The organism is Tenacibaculum gallaicum (genome assembly GCF_003387615.1).
GTDB lineage: Bacteria > Bacteroidota > Bacteroidia > Flavobacteriales > Flavobacteriaceae > Polaribacter > Polaribacter gallaicus.
Map to the genome: position 1 here is coordinate 378595 of NZ_QUNS01000002.1, position 24176 is coordinate 402770.

The window sequence follows — 24176 nt, forward strand, 5'->3', positions numbered from 1 at the left end:
TTGGAGTTTTTCAAAAGTCTATTTTTTTGCCTCTTTTTTCTCACCTCTAAAGTTCCTATTCAAGAACCTCTTCAATAATCTTTCCAGAACATCCGTTAGGGAATTCTATCTGTAATAAATTAGAAATCGTTGGAGCAATATCTACAATTTCGTATTTCTTTTTAGAAACACCTTGCTTAATTCCGTTTCCATAAAAAATCATAGGAATATGAGTGTCATACGAGTATCCTGAACCATGCGTAGTTCCTTTTCTTGAACTACTAGCTATAGTTGACGGATTAGGGATCAAAATAACATCACCCGAAAACTTTTGATTGTAACCATTTTGTAAAACATGTAAAATTCCGTTAGTAAACGTAGTAGTTTGCATGGTTCTAGCAGTTACCGATTTATAAATCTTTTTATGATTAATTGCTTCATCCGCTATAGTTTGTGCTACGTTTTCATAGTCAAGGTTTAACTCTCTAATCTTATCTTTATTTAAGAAAACCTGGAAGTTAGAAACGTTTTCAATGATTTCATCCGATTTAAAATGCTTTACAGTAATTTCATTTAAAAAGTTTTTGAAAGCTACAGGCTTTACATAACCAGCAGGTATTTTTAAAGACTCTAAATAAGAAGGAACTTGTACAGCAGCATGATCAGCTGTTAAGAATAATGTATAGTTGTCTTTTCCAACCTGAGTATCTAAAAACTTGAATAACTCTGCTAAATCTTGATCTAAACGTAAATAAGTATCTTCAATTTCTTTGGAAGCAACTCCGAATTGATGTCCAACATAATCGGTTGAAGAATAACTAACTGCTAAAAAGTCAGTATACTCAGATCTTCCTAAGTTTTCACCAATTATAGCCGCTTTAGCAAAATCAGTAGTGATAGAATTACCGGCTGGAATACCTTTTATAATACTATAATTGTTATTACTCTTTCTTAAGGTTGGAATATCATGAGGAAACACAGGTCTTTCTTGTCCTTTAAAAGTAGCTTCAAAATCGTTGTCGTCTTCAATACTTTGTTTGTAGGTACTAATATCATATAAAGTTTCCCATGGTTTACTTAAGTATTCGTCAGCTTTTCCAGAAGCATTAAACTCTTGTACCCAAGTAGGCAATTCATTCAAATAAAAAGAAGAAGAAATCCATTGACCTTTATCACCACCATCAAACCAGTAAGCAGCATTTGCTGTGTGACCTGCTGGCAAAATAGCAGAACGATCTTTTATAGCAATACCAACGGTTTTACCATTCATGTTTTGCGCTAGTTTTAGCTGATCAGTAACAGTTGTAGTTAACATTCTATAAGGAGATTTTTTACCTCCATCGCTATCATTACCAATAGTGTTGTAGTTATTATCATCAACACAATAAATAGATTTTTTTACATATTTATCGTACCAATAATTACCAATAATTCCATGGTGTGTTGGTGTAGTTCCTGTGTAAATAGAAGTATGCCCCACAGCTGTGTAGGTAGGAATATAATTGTAGTGTGCATTTTCTAAAGAATACCCTTCCCTTAGCAAACGTTTAAAACCATCATTTCCATATCTATTAGCAAATCGAGTTAGGTAATCGTAACGCATTTGGTCAATAACAACACCAACTACAAGTTTTGGTTTTTGAGTAGTTGTTTTTTTGTTAACAGAGCAGCTTGTTAAACATATTATGGCTGCTAAAAAAGCTATTTTTCTCATTTTATTTTTTCAAAATTAAAACTCAAAGGTACATAAAAAGCAAGCTAAAACTTGTAAATAAGGCGATGAGTTAATGGTTTTTTAATACTTTAGCAAAAAAGAAAATATATTTCGTTTGATGAATTACATTGAGCATATAGGTAAATACTTTGTAATGCTAAAACAGGTTTTCTCTAAACCTCAAAGAGCAAGAGTATTCCGTGAAGCTTTGTTTAGAGAAATAGATGAGTTAGGGCATAAGTCGATAGGAATTATCGCTTTTATCTCATTTTTTATTGGAGGAGTAATTGCCTTACAAACCGCTTTGAATTTAGAAAGTCCGTTTATACCAAAATCATTGATTGGTTTTGCAGCAAAACGATCTGTTATTTTAGAATTTGCACCAACGTTTTGTTCTATTATTTTAGCAGGAAAAGTAGGCTCGTATATAACTTCAAGTATTGGAACCATGCGTGTTACCGAGCAAATTGATGCACTTGAAGTAATGGGGATTAACTCACTAAACTATTTAGTGCTGCCTAAAATAATAGCAACTGTTTTCTTTTATCCATTTTTAATAATTTTAGGAATGTTTTTAGGAATTTTTGGAGGATGGGTAGCTGGCGTTTTATCAGGATTGTTTTCAGGGGCAGATTATATTGCAGGAGTTCAATTAGATTTTGACCCGTTTTTGATTACTTATGCATTGATTAAAACAATAGTTTTTGCCTTTTTAATTGCTACGGTACCTTCATACCACGGATATTATGTAAAAGGAGGTTCGTTAGAAGTTGGTAAAGCAAGTACACAGTCGGTTGTGTGGACAACGGTACTTATTGTAATTGCAAACTATTTCTTAACCCAAATGTTATTAACCTAATGATAGAAGTAAATAATTTACATAAAGGCTTTAGTGGAGTTGAGATTTTAAAAGGAATTACAACCTCGTTTAAACCAGGAGAGACAAGTTTAATTATTGGGCAGAGTGGTTCTGGTAAAACAGTGTTTTTAAAATCATTAATTGGTTTGCATAGACCCGAAGAAGGAACAATTGTTTATGATGGACTAGCTAATGTTGATATGACGATAGAAGATAGGCGTCAATTTCGACAAGAATTAGGAATGGTATTTCAAGGAAGTGCGTTGTTTGATTCACAAACAGTAGAAGAAAATGTAATGTTTCCTTTAAAAATGTTTACAAAGCAACCAGAAAGTGAAATGCTAGACAGAGTAAACTTTGTTTTAAATCGTGTAAACTTAGAGAACTCGAATAAAAAATTTCCAGCAGAGTTATCAGGAGGAATGCAAAAGCGTGTGGCAATTGCACGGGCAATTGTGATGAACCCTAAATATTTATTTTGTGATGAGCCTAATTCAGGATTAGATCCACAAACGTCTATTGTTATTGACAACCTAATTCAAGAAATTACTGATGAATATCAAATTACTACAGTAATAAATACACACGATATGAATTCGGTGATGGAAATAGGAGATAAGATTGTTTTTCTAAAAAATGGAGTGAAAGCATGGGAAGGATCTCACAAAGAAATCTTCAAAACAGATAATGAAGCAGTGGTAGATTTTGTGTATTCATCCAACTTATTCAAAAAAGTTAGAAAAGCATATTTAAATGATGTTTAGGTAACTTTCTGTTAATTAATGGGTAACAAAAAACACAAAAAAATTTTAAAATAAACTCAAAAAAAAGTTTGTGGGAACAATAAAAGCTTCTATATTTGCACCCGCAAACGCAGAAAAGCAAAAGCAAAAAATGACCGGGTAGCTCAGTTGGTAGAGCATCTCCCTTTTAAGGAGAGGGTCCTGGGTTCGAGCCCCAGCCCGGTCACTAGTACAGCTTCTCGATTTTACAGAGAAGCTTTTTTAAAAAGTTCTGGGGAGATTCCAGAGCGGCCAAATGGGACGGACTGTAACTCCGTTGTCTTACGACTTCGCAGGTTCGAATCCTGCTCTCCCCACAAAAACTCAATCATACCGATTGAGTTTTTTTGTTCTTGAGATAATTTTGTTTAATCTTTTTTATTTTTAATTAAACAAAATATGTATTTTTGCTAGGCCTTAAATATTTTGATATGAGAAAAGTGTTGATACTCTTAGTTTTACTTCAATCGTTAGTGGGAATGTCTCAAAGCGAAGGAGAAATATCAGGGAAGGTTATCGATTCTAAAACAAGAGAAACACTTCCTTTTGTAAACGTTTTGGTTTATGGAACACAAATAGGAACGGTGTCCAATGAAAAAGGAGAATTTATATTGCGTAATGTTCCTTTAGGTTATAATAAGGTACAAGCTTCGTTTGTAGGTTACAAAACGTTAATTTCTGATGAGTATTTAGTAACGAAAGATAATTCGCCTTATATAATTTTAGAGTTAACTGAAGATGCAGCACAGTTAAATGAGGTTCAAGTACAAGCACCGCTATTTAAAGAATCTGTAGATAGTCCATTATCACTTCAAAGTTTAGGAATTGTTGAGATAGAAAAGAACCCAGGAGGAAACAGAGATGTGCTAAAAGTAATTCAGTCTTTGCCGGGAGTAGCATCGAATCCTGGATTTAGAAATGATATTATTATTAGAGGAGGAGCAACTTCTGAAAATAAATTTTATTTAGATGGAATTGAAGTTCCTGTAATAAACCACTTTCAAACACAGGGAGCTACTGGCGGACCTGTGGGAGTTATGAATGCAGATTTAATTCGTAAGGTAGACTTTTATTCAAGTGCGTTTCCTGCCAATAGAGGTAACTCTTTAAGTTCTGTTATAGAATTTACTCAGAAGAGCGGAAATCCAACATCATTAAATACGAGAGCCACAATTGGAACATCAGATGCTGGAATTACCTTAGATGGTCCATTGGGAGAGAATACAACCTTTATGTTTTCTGCTCGACAATCATATTTACAATTCTTGTTTAAGCTGATAAAACTCCCCTTTTTACCAACTTATAGTGATTTTCAAGTAAATGTTAAGTCGCAATTATCAAAAAATAGTGAATTATCAATAGTTGCTTTGGGAGCTATTGATGATTTTGAAATAAATAAAGAAGTAAACGATGGTGAAACAGATTTAGAAACCATTAAAAGAAATAAAGTTATTTTAAATTCAGTTCCTGTAAACAGTCAATGGAATTATACGGTAGGAGCAAGTTATAAGTATTTTGCTCCAAACTCAACACACTTGGTTGTGCTTAGTCGAAATGAATGGAAAAATAAGGCTGTAAAGTATTTTTTAAATGAAGAAATACCAGCAAACTTACTGTTAGATTACTCATCAAAAGAGATAGAAAACAAGCTGAGGTATGAAAACAGTTTTAAAAGTGCTAACAAGATTGATTTTAACCTAGGTTTTAATCTAGAAACAGCAAGATATACAAATAGTAACTATCAGAAAAATGTCAATTCAGATGGAGTAATTATCTACGATTTTAATTCAGCCATAGACTTTGTGAAGTATGGAGTTTTCGGACAAGTATCGAAAAGATATTTAGATGAAAAATTAGGAGTTTCTTTTGGTTTTAGAATGGATGGAATTGATTATAATGCAACGATGAAGAATTCATCCAATCAGTTTTCACCGAGGTTGTCGTTGAGTTATAATTTATCTGAAAAATGGACGGTGAGTTCTTCAGTAGGGCGCTATTATCAATTACCATCTTATACGGTATTAGGGTATAAGAATGATGTAGGTGAGTTTGAGAATAAAAAGGGATTGAAGTATATACAATCAGATCACTTTGTAAGCGGATTGAGTTATAAGCCTGGTACAAGCTCAAAAATAACTTTTGAAGGGTTTTATAAAGGATATAAAAACTACCCATTCTCAATAAGGAATCAAATAAGTTTGGCAAATCTAGGTGCTGATTTCGGTGTTATAGGAAATGAAGCCGTAAGTTCAACATCTGAAGGTAGAGCATATGGATTTGAGTTATTAGCACAGAAAAAATCGTATAGTGGACTGTATGGAATAGCATCATATACTTTTGTGAGAAGTGAATTTAAAGATGCTCAAGGAGGCTATATTCCTTCAACATGGGATAACAAACATTTGTTAACAATTACAGCAGGAAAAAAACTAAAGAGAAATTGGGAAATAGGAACAAAATTTCGATTGGTTGGGGGGAAGCCTTATACACCATACGATTTAGATGCGTCTTCTTTAAAAGATAATTACGATGTGCAAAACGGAGGAATTTTAGATTATACCAAACTCAACACGGAAAGATTAGATACGTATACACAATTAGATATACGTATAGATAAAACATGGTTCTTAAAAAAAGCAGCTATCAACCTGTATTTAGATGTTCAAAATATATATGCTAGTAGTTCTAAACAGCAACCATTTTTATTGCCTATTGAAGATGGGAATGGAAGAGTAACAAATCCTAACGATAGTTCTAGGTATTTGTTGGAAGAAATAGAAAGTACTACGGGGAGAGCTTTGCCACGTATAGGAGTTATTGTAGATTTTTAACACTTTTCAAGTTTAATACTCTTTTAAAAAGAGTAAATTGCTAGCTTAATTTATCATAAGATTTTTAAATATGAAAAAAATTCTATTAGGAGCAGCATTCACTTTTTTAAGTATAACTTCAAATTTAGCACAAGAATATCAGTTTTCTACAGTAAAAGATATTGAAGATACTGAAGTAAAAAGTCAAGGAAGAACAGGAACATGTTGGAGTTTTTCTACAACCTCTTTTTTAGAATCGGAAATTATCAGATTAACAGGTAAAAACATTGATTTATCTGAAATGTATACGGTTCGTAACACCTATTCTGAGAAAGCAAATAATTACCTATATCGCCAAGGAAAAGCACAATTTAGCGAAGGAGGTTTAGCGCATGATGTAATTAACTCTGTAAAAAAATACGGATTAGTACCTGAGCAAGTTTTTACTGGTTTAGATTTTGGACAGGACAGACACAATCATGCTGAAATGATTGCTGTGTTAAAATCAATGTTGGATGCTTACATTAAAAATCCAGCAGGAGAATTAAGTCCAAAATGGAAACAATCAGTAGAAAGTGTTTTGGATGTGTACTTAGGAAAAAACAAAAAAGAGTTTACTTTTGAAGGGAAAAAATATACTCCTAAATCGTTTGCAGAATATGTAAAAATAGATCCTTCAAATTATGTAACGATTAGCTCTTTTGAACATGCAAAAAAATACGATCAATTCATTTTAAACATTCCAGATAATTTTTCAAACGGGGCATTTTATAATGTTTCTTTAGATGAATTGGTTGCAGTAACAGAAGAGGCAATTAAAAAAGGATATACAGTAGAGCTAGATTGTGATGTTTCAGAAAAAACATTTTCATCAAAAAACGGAGTGGCTGTAATTCCTGCAAGTAGTACAGAAAATAAAAAAGCATTAACCGAAATAGTAGAAGAAAGAACAATCACACCAAGTTTACGTCAATCAGAGTTTGAAAATTTTAACACAACTGACGACCATTTAATGCATATCGTAGGTTTGGTAAAAGACCAAAAAGGAAATACTTATTTTAAAGTAAAGAATTCTTGGGGTAAAAACCAAGGAAACAAAGGGTATGTATATATGTCAGTTCCTTATTTTAAATTAAAAACAATATCTGTTTTATTACATAAAGACGCTGTTTCATCGAACTTGAAAAGTAAGTTAAAGATTTAATAGCTTTTAAACATTACTATCCAGTTTGGTAGAACTTCAATAGTAAATAGAGGGCTTTGGACAATATTCCAAAGCCCTCTATTTTTTTGTTTTGCAGCCAAATATGGTTTGCACTTACCTTAATAACCTACTGAAATTTCTGTATTTTTGAAACTCAAAAAAAATTGTTGCGAGTCACAACAAACATTTAACTTAAAATATATAAAAACTAACAGATGAAATCCTTTTTTACTATTGCTTTATTATTATGTTGTATAACTATAGCTAATGCTCAAAAAGATACACTTTGGTTAGATAAACACTGGAAAGAGACTAGTAAGGAGAATGCTTTTTTTTACCGAAGCCCTATACAAAAAGAAGGAAAGTTATATCGTATTAATGATTTTTATATAGATGGGACATTACAAATGACAGGACTTTCTAAGCGTAAAGATAGTATTTATTTGCAACAAGCTGTTTGGTACACTAAAGAGGGCAATCCTATAAAAAAAATAAGTTTTGATGATGAGCAACTAAAAGGAATATCTACTTACTATGCTAAAAGTAAAGATAAAAAAACTACTATAGAAGTAGAAGAGGTTACCTATGAGAATGGAAAAGTAACAAAAACAATACGTTTTCAAGGAGATAAAAATGATATTCGTTATGAGTATTATTATAATAAAGGAAGAACAACCAAAGAAATATACTATGGTAAAAAAGGAAAAAAAATAGGTCAGATAATTTATGACAAAAGAGGATATAGAGACGGGAAAAAAGTAAGCTACTATTATAGCCCGATGCGTGTTAAATCTATTACAGAATATGAACGAGGAAACCCGATTCTTACTCAATACTTTTATCGTAATGGAGTTACTCGTAATCGTTTTGATAAAAATACTTTAACAGAAACATTTTATGATGAACAAAATATCAAGTTAGGAGCTATACAATACAAGTATGAAGAAGAATCAAATTATAAAGTTCCTTATGAAGGAAAAAAATATTTGTTTTTTTTTACAAAACCTACGATTGTAAAAAAAATAAGTACTTATAAGAAAGGATATTTAAAAAAGGCTAAAACATTTAATAAACAAGGGATTCTAATTAAAAAAGAAGAATTTGGAGATAAAAGGAATCTTGTTAAGATTATAAGTTACGATGATCAAGGTACTCAAATAGGGGTATTAGAAAAAATAAATGATAAACTAGAAGGTAGAGTTGTAAAAAAGAAAGGTGGTAATAAGAAAGATATTACTTATAAAAGTGGAATAGCGCAAGAAGTAGTTGAATATTATAAAGATACTACATCTGTTTTTTCGCATTTAAAAGATTCAGAAATTACCTATTATGATATTTCTGGAAAGAAATTAGGAAAACTAAGAGTAAAATTAAAAGAAGGATATTATAACTCTAGAGCTCTAGAAACAGGATATTATTCACCAACTCCTATTGAGGGGACTCTGTTTAATAAAAATTACCAAAACAAAATTTCAGAAAAAGAAGTTTTTAAAGATGGAAAATTAGTAGAAAGAACTAAGTATGTTTATAAAGAAAATAACACTCTTTATAAAGAAACAAAATTGTACGAAGATGAAAGATTATTAAAAATCATTAGCTACTACATTAATGGAGGAAAAAAAAGTGAGATAACTTATGAACCTAACTCGTACTTAAAAAAGTTAATAGGAGTTTATTATGGTAAGAAAGGAAAAGTTATTGCTAATTATAATTTCACTACTAAGACAGGAACAGAATACAAGTATTTTCATGAATCAGATCAAATAGAAGCAATTACAGAGTTAGATAAAGGAAAACGCATAAAATCAAAAAGATATCAAAAAGTATATAAACAAGGAGGTAATGAATATGTTTTAAGGGAAGATATTGATGTTAATTTGGAAGCTAAATTTTACTCTGAGGAAGGAAAATTAATAGGACAAGCAACCTTTGTTAATCAAGAGCCTACAGGAGTTATATACGATTATAAAGACCGAAGAGAAGTAAGTGTAAAAAATGGATTAAAGGAAGGAAGCTACCGAAAGTTTGAATACGACGAAAAAACTCTAAAGGAAACTGGGTATTATGTTAACGATAAAAAACACGGAACTTTTACGTATTATAGAAGAGGAAAAAAACAAAAAGAAGAAAATTATTACGAAAATAAAAAAGAAGGATATACTATATATTATGATAAAAAAGGTAAAGAAATATCTCGATTATTATATAAAAATGGAAAACCCTTTGAAGGACAAAAGAATACTCTTTATGGAACTCAAAAAACATATAAAAATGGGGCTCTTGTAAAGAAAATAGAACAAAATAAAAATCAAAAAACAATTACCCAATATATATCAGAAAAAGAAACGAATACTACCGTTTACAATTTACAAGATCAGGTGCTATTAACATATATAGAAATAAATAATCAATTAGATGGTGAAGTTGTTCAATATAAAAAGAATGAACCTAAATATACTGCAGTTTTCTCAAAAGGTAAATTAGTAACAGGGATGGTATATTTAAAAGCCAACTCCAGATATCAATCTGAAGTATATTTAAAAATGAGTAAAGAAAATGAAATTATAACAATACAAACGTATAATGAGGAAGGAAAATTACTCTTTAAAGGAGAAATAAACCCTAGTTTATATAAAGAGTATTCTGAACAAATCTTACCATATAAACTGGGAATTGGAGCAATAATCTACCATAACGATCTATTTATTTTAGAGTAAGTTTTAATTCATTTTGTTTTCAGGTTGTTAGAGTTTTTATGTTGAGTAACTAGCTGATAGTTATCTCTAAAATTATTAAATAAACATCGTAAATATTTTATCTAGTGCGGCTATTTTAAAGAAAGAGTACAAGTCTTTGAAACAATATTATTTAAACAAACTACAGTAGTCTATTTCTCAGGATTTTTTTGCCTTTACTAATTTTTGAATTTTGTATCTTTCCGGAGTTAACAAAAGTCAAAATTTATGGAAGAAAATAAACAAGAAGCAGCAGCAGAGCAGTCAAAGCAGGAGATACAACAGGACGCAAAAGGTTTATGGGAAAAGATAAAAAAGTTTATTTTAGAATTACTCGACTTTAGAGATGATACAGACCAAGATGCTACAATAGAAGCAATAAAAAGCGATATTTCTTTTAAAGGAGCTACTGCATGGATTTTAATCTGTTCTATTTTTGTGGCGTCTATCGGGTTAAATGCAAATTCAACAGCAGTAGTAATTGGAGCCATGTTAATATCTCCTTTAATGGGACCTATTTTAGGGGTAGGAATGTCAATTGCTATTAATGATATTGATACGTTACGAAAATCGTTAATAAACTTAGCAACTATGATTGTGTTGAGTTTGTTAACAGCGTTCTTGTTCTTTTTTATATTTCCACTTCGTGAAGAAACTTCGGAATTATTAGGAAGGGTAAGACCAGATATTCGAGATGTATTAATAGCCTTTTTTGGTGGTTTAGCATTAATTATTGCGCGAACTAAAAAAGGAACCATTGCTTCTGTAATATTTGGTGTTGCAATTGCAACAGCTTTAATGCCTCCTTTGTGTACTGCAGGGTATGGTTTAGCAATAGGTAACTTTGACTACTTCTTGGGAGCAATGTATTTATTTACAATCAACACTATTTTTATTGCTTTAGCAACCTTCTTAGTGTTAAAGTTATTAGGATTTACTATGATTCGTTATGTAAATTCTGCTAAACGTAAAAGAATAGCTCAAATAGCATCTTTTATTGCCTTTTTGGTAATGGTTCCTGCGGTGTTTACTTTCGTGGGAGTATACAATGAAAGTGTAATTGATGCAAGCTATAAAAAATTCTTAAAGGCAAAAGTGTACGATAATCCTAATTTATGGTTACAGCGTGAAAAACTAGAAGTTAAAAATAAAACGATAAGTTTATTTTTTAATGGTGATGTAAGTGATGCAACAGAGTCTTTTTTACGAAATGAATTAAAGGCCTTTCCTAAAATAGACTCTTATTCTTTAGTTATAAATGAAAATAAAGCTAAAAGTGTTGATAGGGTAGTGGATGCTTATGATAGAGCTGTAAAAGAACTAGATCAAAAGGATAATGTTATAAAAGGCTTACATATGGAGATTGATGATTTAAAGAGTACAATTTCTAATTTAAATCAAACAATTGAACAAGATGCTTTATACAGAGATAAGAATTCGATTCCTTTTAGTAAAATTAGTACAGAAGCTAAAATTCGATTTAATGATATAAAAGAAATGAGTTTAGCGAAAGTATTATCATCAAGCGATTTTATAAAAGTAGATACAACTACTGTAATTTCTGTAAAATGGAATGCAAAATTAAAAGACTCTATTATGGTAAAAAATGAACAAGAGCTAAGAACTTGGATACAAAAAGAGTTTAAAACAGATAAAATTCAAGTAAGAAGAAAATAAAAACTTAAAAATAAAAACCGAGCTACTAGCTCGGTTTTGTTTTTTGATTACTTGTTAGAGTATTCATAGTAAATAAGAGATTACTCTAATTACCATTTTATATGACACTATAATTTTAAAAAAGTCTACAGCTTATTGAAATATAAGCTCTTAATGATTCCATCAGAAAGCCCAATTTTAGGAACATATATTTTTCTTGCTCCACTCCATTTCATAGCAGAAAGATATATTTTTGTAGCAGGAATAATTACATCAGCTCTATCAGGGTTTAAGCTTAATTCTGAAATTCGCTCTTGATAACTCATCTTTTTTAAGAATTGATATTGAGCATTAAGGTAGATGTATGAAATAGGCTTGCCACTATCTCTACCTGACATTTTAAACAATTTATTAATGTTTCCACCTGAACCAATTAAAGAAATGCGCTTGTAACTACTTGTGTTTTCTTCAATCCATTTTTGAACCTTTTTAAAAAGAGCTTTGTTTTCTGGTTTAGTGTTATTAAGTAAACGTACGGTACCTATTTTAAACGATTTAGAGTTAATAATTTTCCCTTTAGAAAATAAGGTAAATTCCGTACTACCACCACCAACATCAACATATAAGTAGGTAGCGTCAGATTCAATTAATTGATTTAAATCAGTAGATGAAATTATTGCAGCTTCTTTTTTACCATCAATAATATCAATTTTCACGTCAGTATTTTCTAAAATAGTAGCGGCAACCTCTTCACCATTTTCTGCCTCTCGCATCGCTGAAGTTGCACAAGCCTTGTACTTTTCAACACCATGAATTTTCATGATTAATTTAAAGGCTTGCATAGCATCAAGCATTCGTTGTGTATTGGCCTCTGAAATTTTTCCAGAAACAAAAGCGTCAGCTCCTAAACGAATGGGAACGCGAACTAAGGATGATTTTTTAAACTGTGGTTCTTTGTTTTTTTCTTCAATAACGTTGGCTACTAATAACCTTACTGCATTAGATCCAATATCAATAGCGCCGTACTTTTTTATCTTCAAAATGTATTGATTTATCTATGGTTTTTAGGGAACTCTACTAAAATAGTATTTCCCTTTTTAATATCTTTCCAGTGTTTCGTATCAAATTCTATTCCAACAACACCGCAAGTAGTTACATGTGCAATAGGCTTGTTTCCAAACTTATTTACAAAACTATTAATACCGTGGTCGTGACTAAATACTATTGCACTGTTAAAACTATCATCAAGAGCTTTTACAGTTTTTACTAAATACCCATCACTAAAGCTATATAACTGACGCTTTATTTTAAGGTTGGATAAAGGGTATCCGAAATTTTCACAAAAAATAACAGCCGTATGAAGTGCTCTATTGGCACTACTGGAAAGAAATACATCGGGTCTTTTTATTTCTTCCGCTAGGTATTTAGATAAAAGATGTGCGTCGTTAATACCGCGTTCTTTTAATGGTCTGTCAATATCTTTAACGCTATCATAATTCCATGATGATTTTGCGTGACGAACGATATAAAGTGTTTTCATTTAATTATAAAATACTATGTAAATATAAAACTAAGGGGCTAAACGTTCAAGTTTCCAAGAAAAATCTTTTTGTAAAGTATACCTAATCCTGTCGTGCATTCTATTTGGACGTCCTTGCCAAAACTCAATGGAAATAGGTTTTACTAAAAAGCCTCCCCAATGTTTAGGTCTTGGAATTTCTTTGTCAGCAAACTTTTTTTCAAAAGAAACTAATTTATTATCTAGTTCTTCACGGGAACTAACAACATTACTTTGGTCAGAAGCCCAAGCTCCTAATTTACTACCATCAGGTCGCAAGTCAAAGTATCCATCAGATAAATTCTCAGCAAGTTTCTCAGCTTTTCCTTTAATAATGATTTGTTGCTCTAAACCAGCCCAAAAAAAGGATAAACATACATGGTTGTTATTTAAAATAGCCTTTCCTTTTTCAGAATTATAATTGGTATAAAAAATAAAACCCTCCCAAGTGTACTTTTTTAATAAAACAACTCTGCTTTTTGGAAAGCCATCTAGCCCAATAGAAGCAATTGTCATAGCATTGGCTTCATCTACCACCTCAGATTCAGTAGCAGTATAAAACCAATCTCTAAATAACTCAATAGGATTTTCAGGACAGTTTTTTTCTAGTAATTCTCTTTTTTCGTAAGACTTTCTATAGTCACTTAAATCGTGTGCCATTGTTGTTAATTTATACTATGTAAAAGTACAACTTTATAAAAAGTATTGTAGGTCTTACGTATTAAAATTTAGCAAGATTTGAATAATTAAAAGCAAGAAAGGTAAAATGAGGGTAGTTAAGTAATCTTAGTTTTAGTGTGCAAAACAATTCATCCGTAAAATTATACAGTTGAGTGTTTCTTTTTGTGTTGAGGTTTAAAAAGGAAGCAGTTTTGTAGTGTCAAAAACGAACAAAATGAAACATTTTTTACTTACCATATGCTTTTTAATGCATGGATTATTAAGTGCACAAACAACTATTTCAGGCAAAGTAACCGACACTAAAGGTACTCCAATAGAAGGAGCAAATGTATATTTAGAAGGAACATATGATGGGGCTTCATCTGATGAAAAAGGAAACTTCTCTTTTACAACTTCAGAAAAAGGAAAACAAAAATTGATTATATCTTTCATTTCGTTTGAAACATATAGAAAAGTGGGAGATGTTTCAATATTTAAAAATTTAAACATAGCACTTCGAGAAGATGTTAATACGTTAGATGCTGTTACTATAAATGCAGGAACTTTTGAAGCAGGAGACAATGCAAAAGTAACAGCGTTAAAACCCTTAGATGTAGTGACAACAGCAAGTGCTTTGGGGGACTTTGTTGGTGCACTACAAACATTACCAGGTACTTCTTCGGTTAGCGAAGATGGTCGTTTGTTTGTACGTGGAGGAGAGGCAGAGGAAACACAAATTTTTATAGATGGAATTCGAGTATTTACTCCATATAGTCCTTCAGCTAGAAATATTCCTACTCGTGGACGATTTTCTCCTTTCTTATTTAAGGGAATTACATTTTCTACGGGAGGGTATTCAGCAGAGTACGGTCAAGCATTATCAAGTGTTTTACTATTAAATACGAATGATGAAGCAATAAAAGAAAAAACAGATATCTCGTTAATGACCGTTGGTTTAGGAGTGGGGAATACTCAGGTATTTGGGAAGAACTCACTAAGTGTAAATGCCTCCTATATTAATTTAGCACCCTATCAAAAATTACTTCCAGATAGAAATACTTGGAACAAACCTGTACAGTCGTTAAGTGGAGAAGCTGTATACCGATTTAAGTTTGCTAACGAATCGATGTTGAAGTTGTATGGAGCTTATAGCTATTCAGAACTTGATATGATTCAAGAGGATATTAACTATGATGATGGATTTCGTTTTGGACTAAAAAATAGAAACTTGTATTTCAACGGGTCATATAAACAACATTTGGCTAATAACTGGACAGTTTCAGGGGGGGCATCGTTTACAAACGATCATTCAAAAATTAAAATATTTGAAGATAAAGTTGTAGACAATGAAAACTCCGCTCACTTTAAAGCAACATTAAAAAAACGGTTCTCAAATAGGTTTAAACTTAATTTTGGAGTAGAATATTTTGTAACCGATTTCAATGAAGATTATACAAGTGAAACAAACGGGAATGCTATTTACGGATTCAATAATAATATTTTTGGAAGTTTTATTGAAGCAGACATCTTTTTTAGTAAAAAATTAGCAGCTAAAGTAGGGGTGCGTATGGAGAACTCAGAGTTGTTAGATGAGTTTACTATTTCTCCAAGAGCATCGTTAGCATATAAATCAGGGAAAAACGCTCAGTTTTCTTTGGCTTACGGACGTTTTTATCAAAATCCGAAAAATGAATATTTAAAATTCAATACGGAGTTTAAAGCAGAGAATACATCACACTTTATAGCGAATTATCAGTACGTGAAAAATAAACAAATATTACGTGTAGAAGGGTATTATAAAAAGTATAAAGATTTAGTTAAGTACGATACCTATACAGCTTTACCATATTCAAACTATTCAAATTTAGGAAAAGGCTTTTCTAAAGGAATTGATGTTTTCTGGAGAGATAATAAAAATATAAAAAACACGGATTATTGGGTGTCGTATTCGTTTTTAGATACTGAGAGAAATTATAAAAACTATGCTGTAAAAGCGACTCCTAATTTTGCGTCAAAACATAACTTGTCGGTAGTCGCTAAGCATTGGATTGCAGATTGGAAAAGCCAAGTAGGAATGAGTTATAGTTTTGCTTCAGGAAGAAGTTATACCAATCCTAACAAAGGTGGGTTTTTAAATCAGAAGACTAAAAATTATAACTCCGTAAGTTTAAACTGGGCATACTTAATCAGTCAGCAAAAAATCTTGTATTTTTCGGTAAATAATGTGTTGGGGACACAAAATGTATTCGGATATAATTATAAGAATACGCCAAACTCAACGGGTACTTACCAACGACAAGCTATGATACCATCGGCGGATAGTTTCTTTTTTGTCGGATTCTTTTGGACAATTAGTAATGATAAAAAAGACAATCAGTTAAATAACTTATAACGACAACAGTTCGGTCATTAAAAATAACGATTCGGTATTCTTTTTTATATAATTAAAGAAAATCAAGAGATATTTGAACTGTCAAAATAAAACCGATATCTCTAAAATAAATATGAAACACATGAAAAAAACAGTTTTAACAACAGTAATTTTATTTGGAGCTTTAACAATTATGGTAGCTCAAAACACACATACAATTTTAATTGATTTTAAAGGGATAAAATCAGATAAAGGAGCATTATATGTAGCGTTATACAATAAGGAAAAAAGCTTTTTAAAAGAAGGGTATAAGGGAGAGATTGTAAAGATAAAAGATAAAAAAGCGACGGTTGAGTTTCGAGGCATTCCAGAAGGAACATATGCGGTTTCTTGCTTTCACGATATAAATAATAATAATAAAATGGATACAAATTTTATAGGAATACCAAAAGAACCAATAGGAATTTCTAATGATGCAAAAGGTTTTATGGGGCCTCCAAGATATAAAGAAGCCAAGTTTTTGGTAAATAAAGATATGTCATTAGAGATTAATATAAATTAATAAAAGATGGATTAATTACTTGACAAGATATCAAATGAAGACAACCTGTTTTTCGTAGAGTAACAAACAATAAAAATTAGAAAGATGAATAAAATAATAACACTTATATTACTTGTATTTACAGTAAATATTTCGGCACAAACTCAATATGAAAGAGGAATGACTAAGGCCTTTGAGTTGTGGGGTGCAAATAAAACTACAGAAGCAGCTCAACTATTTGAGCGAATTTCAAAAGCAGAAAAAGACAATTGGTTACCTCCATATTATGCAGCGACTATTGAAATTTTAGAAAGCTTTCAAATAAAAGAAGAAGCAACGTTAATTGCTAAATTAAATAAGGCACAAGAATTTTTGGATACCGCGAAATCTATTTCACCTGAAAACCCTGAAATTTTGATTATTCAAGCATTATTACATGTTTCATATATGGCTTTTGATGGACAGAAATATGGAATGACCATGTCGATGAAAAATGTAGGGCTGTATGAAAAAGCCTTGAAAATAGCTCCTAATAACCCGAGAGTTATTTTAAGTAAAGCTGAATCAGATATGGGAGCAGCTCGCTTTTTTGGACAGTCTACAGCGCCCTTTTGTAATACTATCAAAAAAGCTATTGAGTTAGGTAAGAAAGAAAAAGTAAGCGAAAAATTTTATCCGAAATTTAATGTACAAAGAGCAGAACAGGTATTGAAAAAATGTATGAAGTCTTAATATTTTTGTACTAACTGAACTAATAAATTAAAAGAATCTTCATCAGCTACCCATTTTTTATACTTTTTAAAAGGGAGTTGTTGGAGGTTTTTTGTTGGATGTAATTGATGAAAAATAGTAAGTGTTGCTAAAAAACTACCTGTTGTAGAAGGATGGAAGTTATCTAGGCTGTATAAAGACTGTTTGTCTTTATAAGTGTTGTATTCTTTCCATATGCTACCCACAGGAAATAACAAAGCTTTGTTTTGTTTGGCGGCGAACTTATGATTTTCAATTACTTTATCAAAAGTGTGGTAATACCTAACAGATGGCCATACCATAAAGTAACCAAGTTTGGGATTATATTGCTCACAAAGAGTTTTTATTGTTGCTCCGTCTTGTATTAGCATTCTTTTTCCTGCTGTTTGTGAGGAAGGGCCTTGTTGAATAATAACGTAATCAAACTGTTTTTTTGCCAGTAGTTTTTGAAGATTTCCGTCATTAATATGATCAATAATAGCATAATTAGGAAAAGACAAGCTTTTGGTCTTTATAGTTATTCCGTGTTGTTTACCAATATATTCCAACATTTTAGGCATGTTATTCGTATAGGTTAAACTATTTCCAACAAACAAAATATGTTGTGCTTGCGCTGAAAATTGCAGAAAGAGAAGTAAGTAAAGTAGTTTTTTCAAAGAAGTTGATATTATATATTTACACCTCTAAATTTAACCTATTTTTTAATTCTATTCTTCCAATAGAGGTAATAATTACTTCTCTAGAGTTTGGTTTTTTACGTAACCAATCTTTTTTTACCATTATTTCAAGAAGAGACGCACCTAATGCTCCTGCAATATGGTGCTTTCTTTCACTCCAATCTAAACATTGATGAGCAAAAGAACGTTTTTTCTGTTGGATAGTATTAATATTTACTCCAACTTCATTAAACCATTCTTTACCTGATTTCGTAACAATGTAATCTTTCTCAGAAATTATAATGATTCCATTATCTATTAAAGATGTTGTTATTTTTACACCAAGGCTACCTGCTAAATGATCGTAACAGGTTCTGGCATACGTAAAATCACTTAATTTGGGAGCTTTAATTTTCTTGTAGTCTTTATCGATAGAAATTAAACCTGCCATCGCTTCTATGACTTGCGCAACTTCATCGTTGGCAAATTTAAAATAACGATGCCTTCCTTGTTTTTCAACAGATAAGATGTTTGCCGAAACCATTTTTTTTAAATGATTACTGGCCGACTGTAACGAAATATTAGCGCTTGCTGCCAATTCTGTAGCAGTATATGCTTTACCATCGAGTAAATTCCACAAGATGATAGCGCGAGATTTGTCTCCTAAAATAGCAGCGACTTTACTAAACTGATGTTCTAATTCTTCGATAGTAGTAACTTTTGTGTTGTTTTAATCCCATATTAGAGGTCGTTTAACGCCAAGTGTTCTTAAATATCCTAACATTTGACCTGTATGAACAGCTTCGTGATACACCATTCTATTTAAATAATCTCCTAATGTTTTGCTCTGACCTACCTCTTTTCGCTCTATTCGTATGTTCTCTAAATCTGCTTCATTAAGTGTCTTGATCATCTCCATAAAACTATTGCGGTATTGTTCAGCAAAGCTAAGCTCATTTTTTAAATCTGAGTAGGCCAAATCTACCCAAGGAGATTTATAATCACCTAAATCACCTCTGTTTTTAATAATTGTATGAAACAAATGTTCCCCTTCAAGCGTGTGTCTTATCATTTCGATTATAGAAAAAGCTTTAGTATCAGGTTTCCAAGTTAAAAATTCATCAGGAATACCTTTCCACAGTTTTATACTTCGTCTTCTTGTTTCTGAAAAGTTTAATAATATATTCTCTATAGCGTTCATAGTTACTTATTGTTTATTTGAGTGTAAAAGTACATGACGATTTTATATCTTATTTCATTTTAAAATGAAACATGAAATTTTATCTATTGAAAATACTCTAAAAAACTAAATGCTTTTCTATAAACAGAGAAAGCTGTAAGAAAAGCATTTAGTTGAGTGTTTTATTTTTTAATAAAACGGTGTTTATTGCTGTACTATTTTACATCAATTACGAATTCATTTCTAGGAATTCTAACTTTTTTCATTGGTTTAATCCAATCTTTTTCATCGTCGGCATAACCAATGTACATCAATGATACACTTTTTAAGCCCATTTTATCTAACTCTAAAACTTCATCAACAATTTTATTGTCAAATCCTTCAGCAGGGCAAGTGTCTACTTTTAACTCTGCTGCTTGTGCTAAAGCCAACCCTAAAGCAATATAAGTTTGTCTTGATGTGTGTGCAAAATTAACTTCATCAGGAAGATCTAAATACACTTTTTTAAGCATGTCCGTATAGCTGCTAAATCTACCTTGAGGGAGTCCTCTTTCTTCTGTGGTAAAGTCGTATACTTTATCAATTCTCTCAGCAGTGTAATTATCCCAAGCAGCAAAAACTAACACATGTGAGCAGTCTTTCATTGAATCAGGATTCAAAGCTCCCTGTACTAATTTTTCTTTAACTTCTTGATTTGATATTGATATAATTCTAAATTGCTGTAAACCAGATGAGGTTGGTGCTAATCTAGCTGCTTCAATAATCTTTTCAATATTTTCTTCGCTTACTTTTTTATTTGGATTAAAAGCTTTTACTGCATGTCTCCAGTTAAGGTTTTCAATTAATGACATTCTATTTATATTTAATTATTTGTTGTATTTAATTTTACTTCAATATTACCTCTAGTTGCATTTGAATAAGGGCATACTTGGTGTGCTCTTTCAGTTAAGGCTTTTGCTTCTTCTAAAGAAACTTCAGGAATGTTTACATCTAATGCTACGGCAAGTCCAAAACCACCATTTTCTATCTGTCCGATACTTACCTTGGCGTTAACAGTAGTAATACCAGTGTTGATTTTAGATTTTTTAATGACTAGGTTCAAAGCACTGTCAAAACAAGCTGAATATCCTGCAGCAAAAAGCATTTCAGGGTTTGGATAATCGTCATTAGCTCCTCCCAGCGCTTTAGGGTGTCTAACGTCAAGTTCTAAAACTCCGTTTTCACTTTTTACATGTCCATTTCTTCCGCCAGTTGCTTTGGCGCTGATATTATAAATTGGTTTCATCTTTTTTATTGATCTGATTTAAGATATGTTCTATTATATTTTTAAGTTCTGTTAATTTGTCGGCAGAAATATTTAATGAAGTCATAATTAGACTAGGAACACATGCTGCTTTTTCTTGTATGTTCTTTCCGTGTTCTGTTAAATTAATTTTTACGACACGTTCGTCCGTTAACTCTCTTTTTCTTTCCAGAAGTTTCTTTTGCTCTAACCTTTTAAGTAAAGGGGTAAGGGTACCACTATCTAAATTAAGTTTAGCACCTATTTCTGAAACATTTTGATCTCCTTCTTCCCATAAAACTAGCATTACTAAATATTGAGGGTATGTTAAATCTAGCTCTTTTAGTATAGGACGGTATAAACTAATAACTTCTTTCGCTAGTGTATAGACTGGAAAGCATACTTGATTGGTTAATTTTAATTGTTCTGACATAATTGACTTAAATAACAATACAAATATATTATACAATTAAATTGTGCACAATTTAATTATTATAAAATTATGTGAAAATTATTTTAAGAATGTTAATTGAGGTTATAGATTGATGAATAAAATGACATCGCTTTATTCCTTTACTCTATTTACTTGACAGTTATAGCATCCAGGTCTTGCGTTATGTATTTGTATATAAGAAACTTTAGAGTTGCTTAAAAATAATAGAACCTTATTTCTTAAATCATCACCCTTACAAGTATCCATTTCCTGTATCATTCCATCATTATTATATCCTCTCAAAGAAAGATATCTATGGTTGAGAAATTTTGGAATCTCATTAACTTCTAATTTTGGGGTTTTAGCATTTTTTCTCACAAAAATAGGCCCACTTGATTGATAAGGTGATTTAGTTTTGTGATGTTTAAAAGGTAATAATATAACTTCTTCTCCTATTTCTGCATCTTGAAGACTTACTCTACAAGGAAAACCGGGGCTTTTATCTACTATCATTTTTACAATACTGTTAGATAAAAGTTCTTCTGTGTTTAAGTCAAATAAATGATTAAAGGTGTTTTCTATGGCTGAAATTCTAAAATTATGAGTCATAATTTTTATTTTAAAATTGGTTTATAGTTTGTGATATTAGTTTTGAAAAATTACTAAAGGGTTGGGTTCTGTTTTAATATTTCGCATTGTGGAGTAGCTTTGATGATAATTCTCGTATAGTTTTATCATCTTTTATCCTATACTTTTTGGGTATCCACATAATATTTTTATGCAAAAATTTCAAATTATGAAGAGGTTAACAATCAGATTCTTGCTCTATTTATAGTTTTACAGATTCGTAACTATTTATTATTATTTTTCTATCTGCACTCCATCTATAATTTCCCATATTTCCATCACTTTTAATAACTCTATGGCAGGGAATTAAATAGGCAATAGGGTTTTTTCCAATAGCACTACCAACAGCTCTAACAGCCTTGGGGTTATTTATCATTTCGGCAATATCTTTATATGAAAGTAAATTTGAAGAAGGTATTTGAAGTAAGGCTTTCCAAACTTGAATTTGAAATGGAGTGCCTTGTAAATCTAAACTAATTGGAGTTGTGGGGATTTTCCAATTTTTGAAGTATTCTTGAACAAGTTTACTGTTACTTTGTAGTTCTTTAGTGAAAATTGCCTGATGATACTCAGACTTAATTTTTTCAAGACTTAAATCATCAAAAGACAAGTTACAAATCCCTTTTTCTGTTTCAATAATTATAGCACTTCCAAAAGGTGTTTCAATTTCTCCAAAATAGAACTTCAAATTTTTTCCTCTTTTTTGAAATTCTCCTGGAGTACAAGCTTCTATTTTAATAAATAAATCATGCAATCTACTGTTTCCTGACAACCCAATATTATATGAGGTTTCCAAAGTAGACTGACCTTTTCGCAATAATTCTTTTGCTTTTTCTAATGTTACAAATTGAACATAATCTTTAGGACTAATACCAGCCCATTTTTTAAAGACTCGTTGAAAATGAAACTTACTTAAATTAACATGATTTGCAATTTCTTCTAAATTAGGTTGTTCTTCGTAGTGATCTTTGATGAATTTGATTGCTTTAGCAATTATATCGTAATGGTATATATTTTCCATACTACAAAAGTCAATTCATTTTACTTAATTTTCAATCCGATTGTTGCTGTTTTGATAATGTTGCATGGCCTATTTGTACAAGATTAGTTGGTGTTTTTAGGCACCTAATTTAGCAAATACAAACTGAATAGAAAATCCGTAAGGATTTTCGTAAGTAGTCGGGAACAAGCAATTGCTTATAGTCTTTATTGTGTGGCGTTTTTTAAATCATTTTTCAATCCCAAGTTAGCTAAAATTAATTGTATAGCTATTTTTCTTAAACAGTAAATTTGAGATTTCAAATCTTTTTCCTTTATTGAACTCACACTTCCGTGTGTTAGCTTATCACGAGTCTTTTTTAATCTTCCAAAAGAAAACCCAAAATCAGTAGGTTTGATATTGTTTAAGTTTAAAGTTTCTTCTAATGGACTTTTTAAGGGTTTTATTTCAATTTTATTAATTAATCCATTCCATTTATCTTTTAATAATTGACTTTCTTCACTATTTTCTAAGGTTTTAGAAATTAATTCAAATGCCTTATTAAAATTCTCTTCTTTTGATTTCTTAAATTCAAATTTTTCAATTTCTTGTTTGATATTGAAAATCTCAATTATATTAAACAACAATAGAAATGAAGCGTTTAAATCAACTTCTCTAGAGTGCAAATAATTATTTATCGCTTTGTTAAATTTTTGTTCATTTTTTAGATAGTTCGAGAACCAATCCGTTTTAAGTGTCTTTTGAATGTTATAATTCTTTTCTAAATGATAAAAAATTGTATTAAAAACAGAAACGAATGTTTTGTTGTTTGGCGATGTATCTCTAAAAATAAAAATTTGCTCCTCTGTTCTGAAAGTTAGTTTTTTACAAACAATACGAATTCCAAAACAAAATGATAGAAAATTACATATTATTTGAATTTTTCTTTTAGCGTTTTCAAAGTCAGCGTTTTCAAATTTATAATTGATAGTAGGTATTTTTTTGACTGTAAATTTTTCACTACCTCGTGTTTCATTATTTGTGAATTCCAGTTCAGGTCTAAAGGTCAAAGGTTCTGCATTGTAGTATTCAGACATTCCATCCATTCTAGAAATTGAGAATTCATTTTTGTTTTTGTAATTTGAAAAATATGAGTAAAATGTATTAACTACTTTTAATCCATTTTTATTCAAAAATGCTTTACCTTCGTTTATAAACTCTTTGTGTTTGTTTGGGAATATTAAGGCTATTTTGCTTACGTAAATTGTAAAATATGAATTCTGAAAGTCTGTTTGAAATGATTAGGTCTTATAAATTCTACTCTTGTCAAGAAAAAGAGTAACTTCTGTTTCTAAAATTTCAAAATTATCCTCAAATAGTCCGTGTGAACCTTTTGACAT

22 protein-coding genes and 2 tRNA genes are annotated in these 24176 nt (G+C 30.9%); 11 read left to right on the forward strand and 13 right to left on the reverse strand.

Going from position 1 to position 24176, the window contains the following annotated elements:
• Positions 1 to 55: 55 nt before the first annotated feature.
• A complete protein-coding gene (gene pafA / locus C7448_RS06130; RefSeq protein WP_115900486.1) occupies positions 56 to 1693 on the reverse strand; it encodes an alkaline phosphatase PafA in 1638 nt (545 codons plus the stop codon).
• Positions 1694 to 1811: 118 nt separating this feature from the next.
• Here pafA and C7448_RS06135 point away from each other — a divergent pair, with 118 nt between their 5' ends.
• From C7448_RS06135 to C7448_RS06170, 8 genes are all read left to right on the forward strand, one after another.
• Positions 1812 to 2552 carry an MlaE family ABC transporter permease gene (locus C7448_RS06135; RefSeq protein ID WP_115900487.1) on the forward strand — a complete coding sequence of 247 codons (741 nt, stop codon included), beginning with the start codon at positions 1812 to 1814 and terminating at the stop codon, positions 2550 to 2552.
• The gene (locus tag C7448_RS06140; RefSeq protein WP_115900488.1) at positions 2552 to 3316 is read left to right on the forward strand and encodes an ABC transporter ATP-binding protein; all 765 of its coding nucleotides are present in this window, start codon (positions 2552 to 2554) and stop codon (positions 3314 to 3316) included. Before C7448_RS06135 ends, C7448_RS06140 begins: the two co-directional genes overlap by 1 nt.
• Before the next feature lie 132 nt (positions 3317 to 3448).
• A tRNA-Lys gene (locus C7448_RS06145) sits at positions 3449 to 3521 on the forward strand.
• Positions 3522 to 3568: 47 nt separating this feature from the next.
• Positions 3569 to 3651: transfer RNA gene (locus tag C7448_RS06150), tRNA-Tyr, on the forward strand.
• A gap of 114 nt (positions 3652 to 3765) precedes the next feature.
• Positions 3766 to 6165: a TonB-dependent receptor gene (locus tag C7448_RS06155; RefSeq protein ID WP_115900489.1), complete on the forward strand. Its 2400-nt coding sequence runs from the start codon at positions 3766 to 3768 to the stop codon at positions 6163 to 6165.
• A gap of 70 nt (positions 6166 to 6235) precedes the next feature.
• Positions 6236 to 7348 (forward strand): C1 family peptidase, encoded by a 1113-nt coding sequence (locus C7448_RS06160; protein ID WP_115900490.1) that lies wholly within the window; start codon positions 6236 to 6238, stop codon positions 7346 to 7348.
• A 215-nt stretch (positions 7349 to 7563) separates the two neighbouring features.
• Positions 7564 to 10065 carry a toxin-antitoxin system YwqK family antitoxin gene (locus C7448_RS06165; protein ID WP_115900491.1) on the forward strand — a complete coding sequence of 834 codons (2502 nt, stop codon included), beginning with the start codon at positions 7564 to 7566 and terminating at the stop codon, positions 10063 to 10065.
• Positions 10066 to 10311: 246 nt separating this feature from the next.
• The gene (locus C7448_RS06170) at positions 10312 to 11760 is read left to right on the forward strand and encodes a DUF389 domain-containing protein (RefSeq protein WP_115900492.1); all 1449 of its coding nucleotides are present in this window, start codon (positions 10312 to 10314) and stop codon (positions 11758 to 11760) included.
• Positions 11761 to 11885: 125 nt separating this feature from the next.
• On the opposite strand, the gene C7448_RS06175 is transcribed toward C7448_RS06170, so the two are convergent.
• The 3 genes from C7448_RS06175 to pdxH are packed head-to-tail and all read right to left on the reverse strand — an operon-like array spanning position 11886 to position 13957.
• Positions 11886 to 12782: a Ppx/GppA phosphatase family protein gene (locus C7448_RS06175; RefSeq protein WP_115900493.1), complete on the reverse strand. Its 897-nt coding sequence runs from the start codon at positions 12780 to 12782 to the stop codon at positions 11886 to 11888.
• 8 nt (positions 12783 to 12790) lie between these two features.
• The gene (locus tag C7448_RS06180; protein WP_115900494.1) at positions 12791 to 13279 is read right to left on the reverse strand and encodes a SixA phosphatase family protein; all 489 of its coding nucleotides are present in this window, start codon (positions 13277 to 13279) and stop codon (positions 12791 to 12793) included.
• 30 nt (positions 13280 to 13309) lie between these two features.
• On the reverse strand, positions 13310 to 13957 hold the full coding sequence (gene pdxH / locus C7448_RS06185) for a pyridoxamine 5'-phosphate oxidase (protein WP_115900495.1): 648 nt from the start codon (positions 13955 to 13957) through the stop codon (positions 13310 to 13312).
• A 235-nt stretch (positions 13958 to 14192) separates the two neighbouring features.
• On the opposite strand from pdxH, the gene C7448_RS06190 reads away from it, so the two are divergent.
• From C7448_RS06190 to C7448_RS06200, 3 genes are all read left to right on the forward strand, one after another.
• Complete coding sequence (locus C7448_RS06190; protein WP_115900496.1) at positions 14193 to 16349, forward strand: TonB-dependent receptor; 2157 nt, start codon at positions 14193 to 14195, stop codon at positions 16347 to 16349.
• A 121-nt stretch (positions 16350 to 16470) separates the two neighbouring features.
• Entirely contained in the window at positions 16471 to 16890 is a 420-nt protein-coding gene (locus C7448_RS06195) for a DUF2141 domain-containing protein (protein WP_115900625.1), read from the forward strand.
• A gap of 84 nt (positions 16891 to 16974) precedes the next feature.
• Positions 16975 to 17601: a tetratricopeptide repeat protein gene (locus C7448_RS06200; protein WP_115900497.1), complete on the forward strand. Its 627-nt coding sequence runs from the start codon at positions 16975 to 16977 to the stop codon at positions 17599 to 17601.
• Here the strand turns inward: C7448_RS06200 and C7448_RS06205 are convergent.
• The 9 genes from C7448_RS06205 to C7448_RS06245 form a co-directional block, all read right to left on the reverse strand.
• Positions 17598 to 18275, reverse strand: coding sequence for an SGNH/GDSL hydrolase family protein (locus C7448_RS06205; RefSeq protein ID WP_147300504.1), 678 nt, complete (start codon positions 18273 to 18275; stop codon positions 17598 to 17600). The genes C7448_RS06200 and C7448_RS06205 overlap by 4 nt on opposite strands.
• A 19-nt stretch (positions 18276 to 18294) precedes the next feature.
• The gene (locus C7448_RS06210) at positions 18295 to 18984 is read right to left on the reverse strand and encodes an ArsR/SmtB family transcription factor (RefSeq protein WP_115900499.1); all 690 of its coding nucleotides are present in this window, start codon (positions 18982 to 18984) and stop codon (positions 18295 to 18297) included.
• A gap of 21 nt (positions 18985 to 19005) precedes the next feature.
• The gene (locus C7448_RS06215; protein WP_115900500.1) at positions 19006 to 19476 is read right to left on the reverse strand and encodes a DinB family protein; all 471 of its coding nucleotides are present in this window, start codon (positions 19474 to 19476) and stop codon (positions 19006 to 19008) included.
• A gap of 194 nt (positions 19477 to 19670) precedes the next feature.
• Positions 19671 to 20306 (reverse strand): nitroreductase family protein, encoded by a 636-nt coding sequence (locus tag C7448_RS06220; RefSeq protein ID WP_115900501.1) that lies wholly within the window; start codon positions 20304 to 20306, stop codon positions 19671 to 19673.
• A gap of 11 nt (positions 20307 to 20317) precedes the next feature.
• Positions 20318 to 20740, reverse strand: coding sequence for an organic hydroperoxide resistance protein (locus C7448_RS06225; RefSeq protein ID WP_115900502.1), 423 nt, complete (start codon positions 20738 to 20740; stop codon positions 20318 to 20320).
• Positions 20724 to 21170: a MarR family winged helix-turn-helix transcriptional regulator gene (locus C7448_RS06230; protein WP_211321889.1), complete on the reverse strand. Its 447-nt coding sequence runs from the start codon at positions 21168 to 21170 to the stop codon at positions 20724 to 20726. The genes C7448_RS06225 and C7448_RS06230 overlap by 17 nt, the downstream gene beginning before the upstream one ends.
• A gap of 132 nt (positions 21171 to 21302) precedes the next feature.
• Positions 21303 to 21779, reverse strand: a complete 477-nt coding sequence (locus C7448_RS06235) for a DUF1203 domain-containing protein (RefSeq protein ID WP_115900503.1) — start codon at positions 21777 to 21779, stop codon at positions 21303 to 21305.
• Between the two features lie 220 nt (positions 21780 to 21999).
• Positions 22000 to 22818, reverse strand: coding sequence for a bifunctional helix-turn-helix domain-containing protein/methylated-DNA--[protein]-cysteine S-methyltransferase (locus tag C7448_RS06240; RefSeq protein ID WP_211321890.1), 819 nt, complete (start codon positions 22816 to 22818; stop codon positions 22000 to 22002).
• A 185-nt stretch (positions 22819 to 23003) separates the two neighbouring features.
• Entirely contained in the window at positions 23004 to 23969 is a 966-nt protein-coding gene (locus tag C7448_RS06245; protein ID WP_115900504.1) for a hypothetical protein, read from the reverse strand.
• Positions 23970 to 24176: the final 207 nt, after the last annotated feature.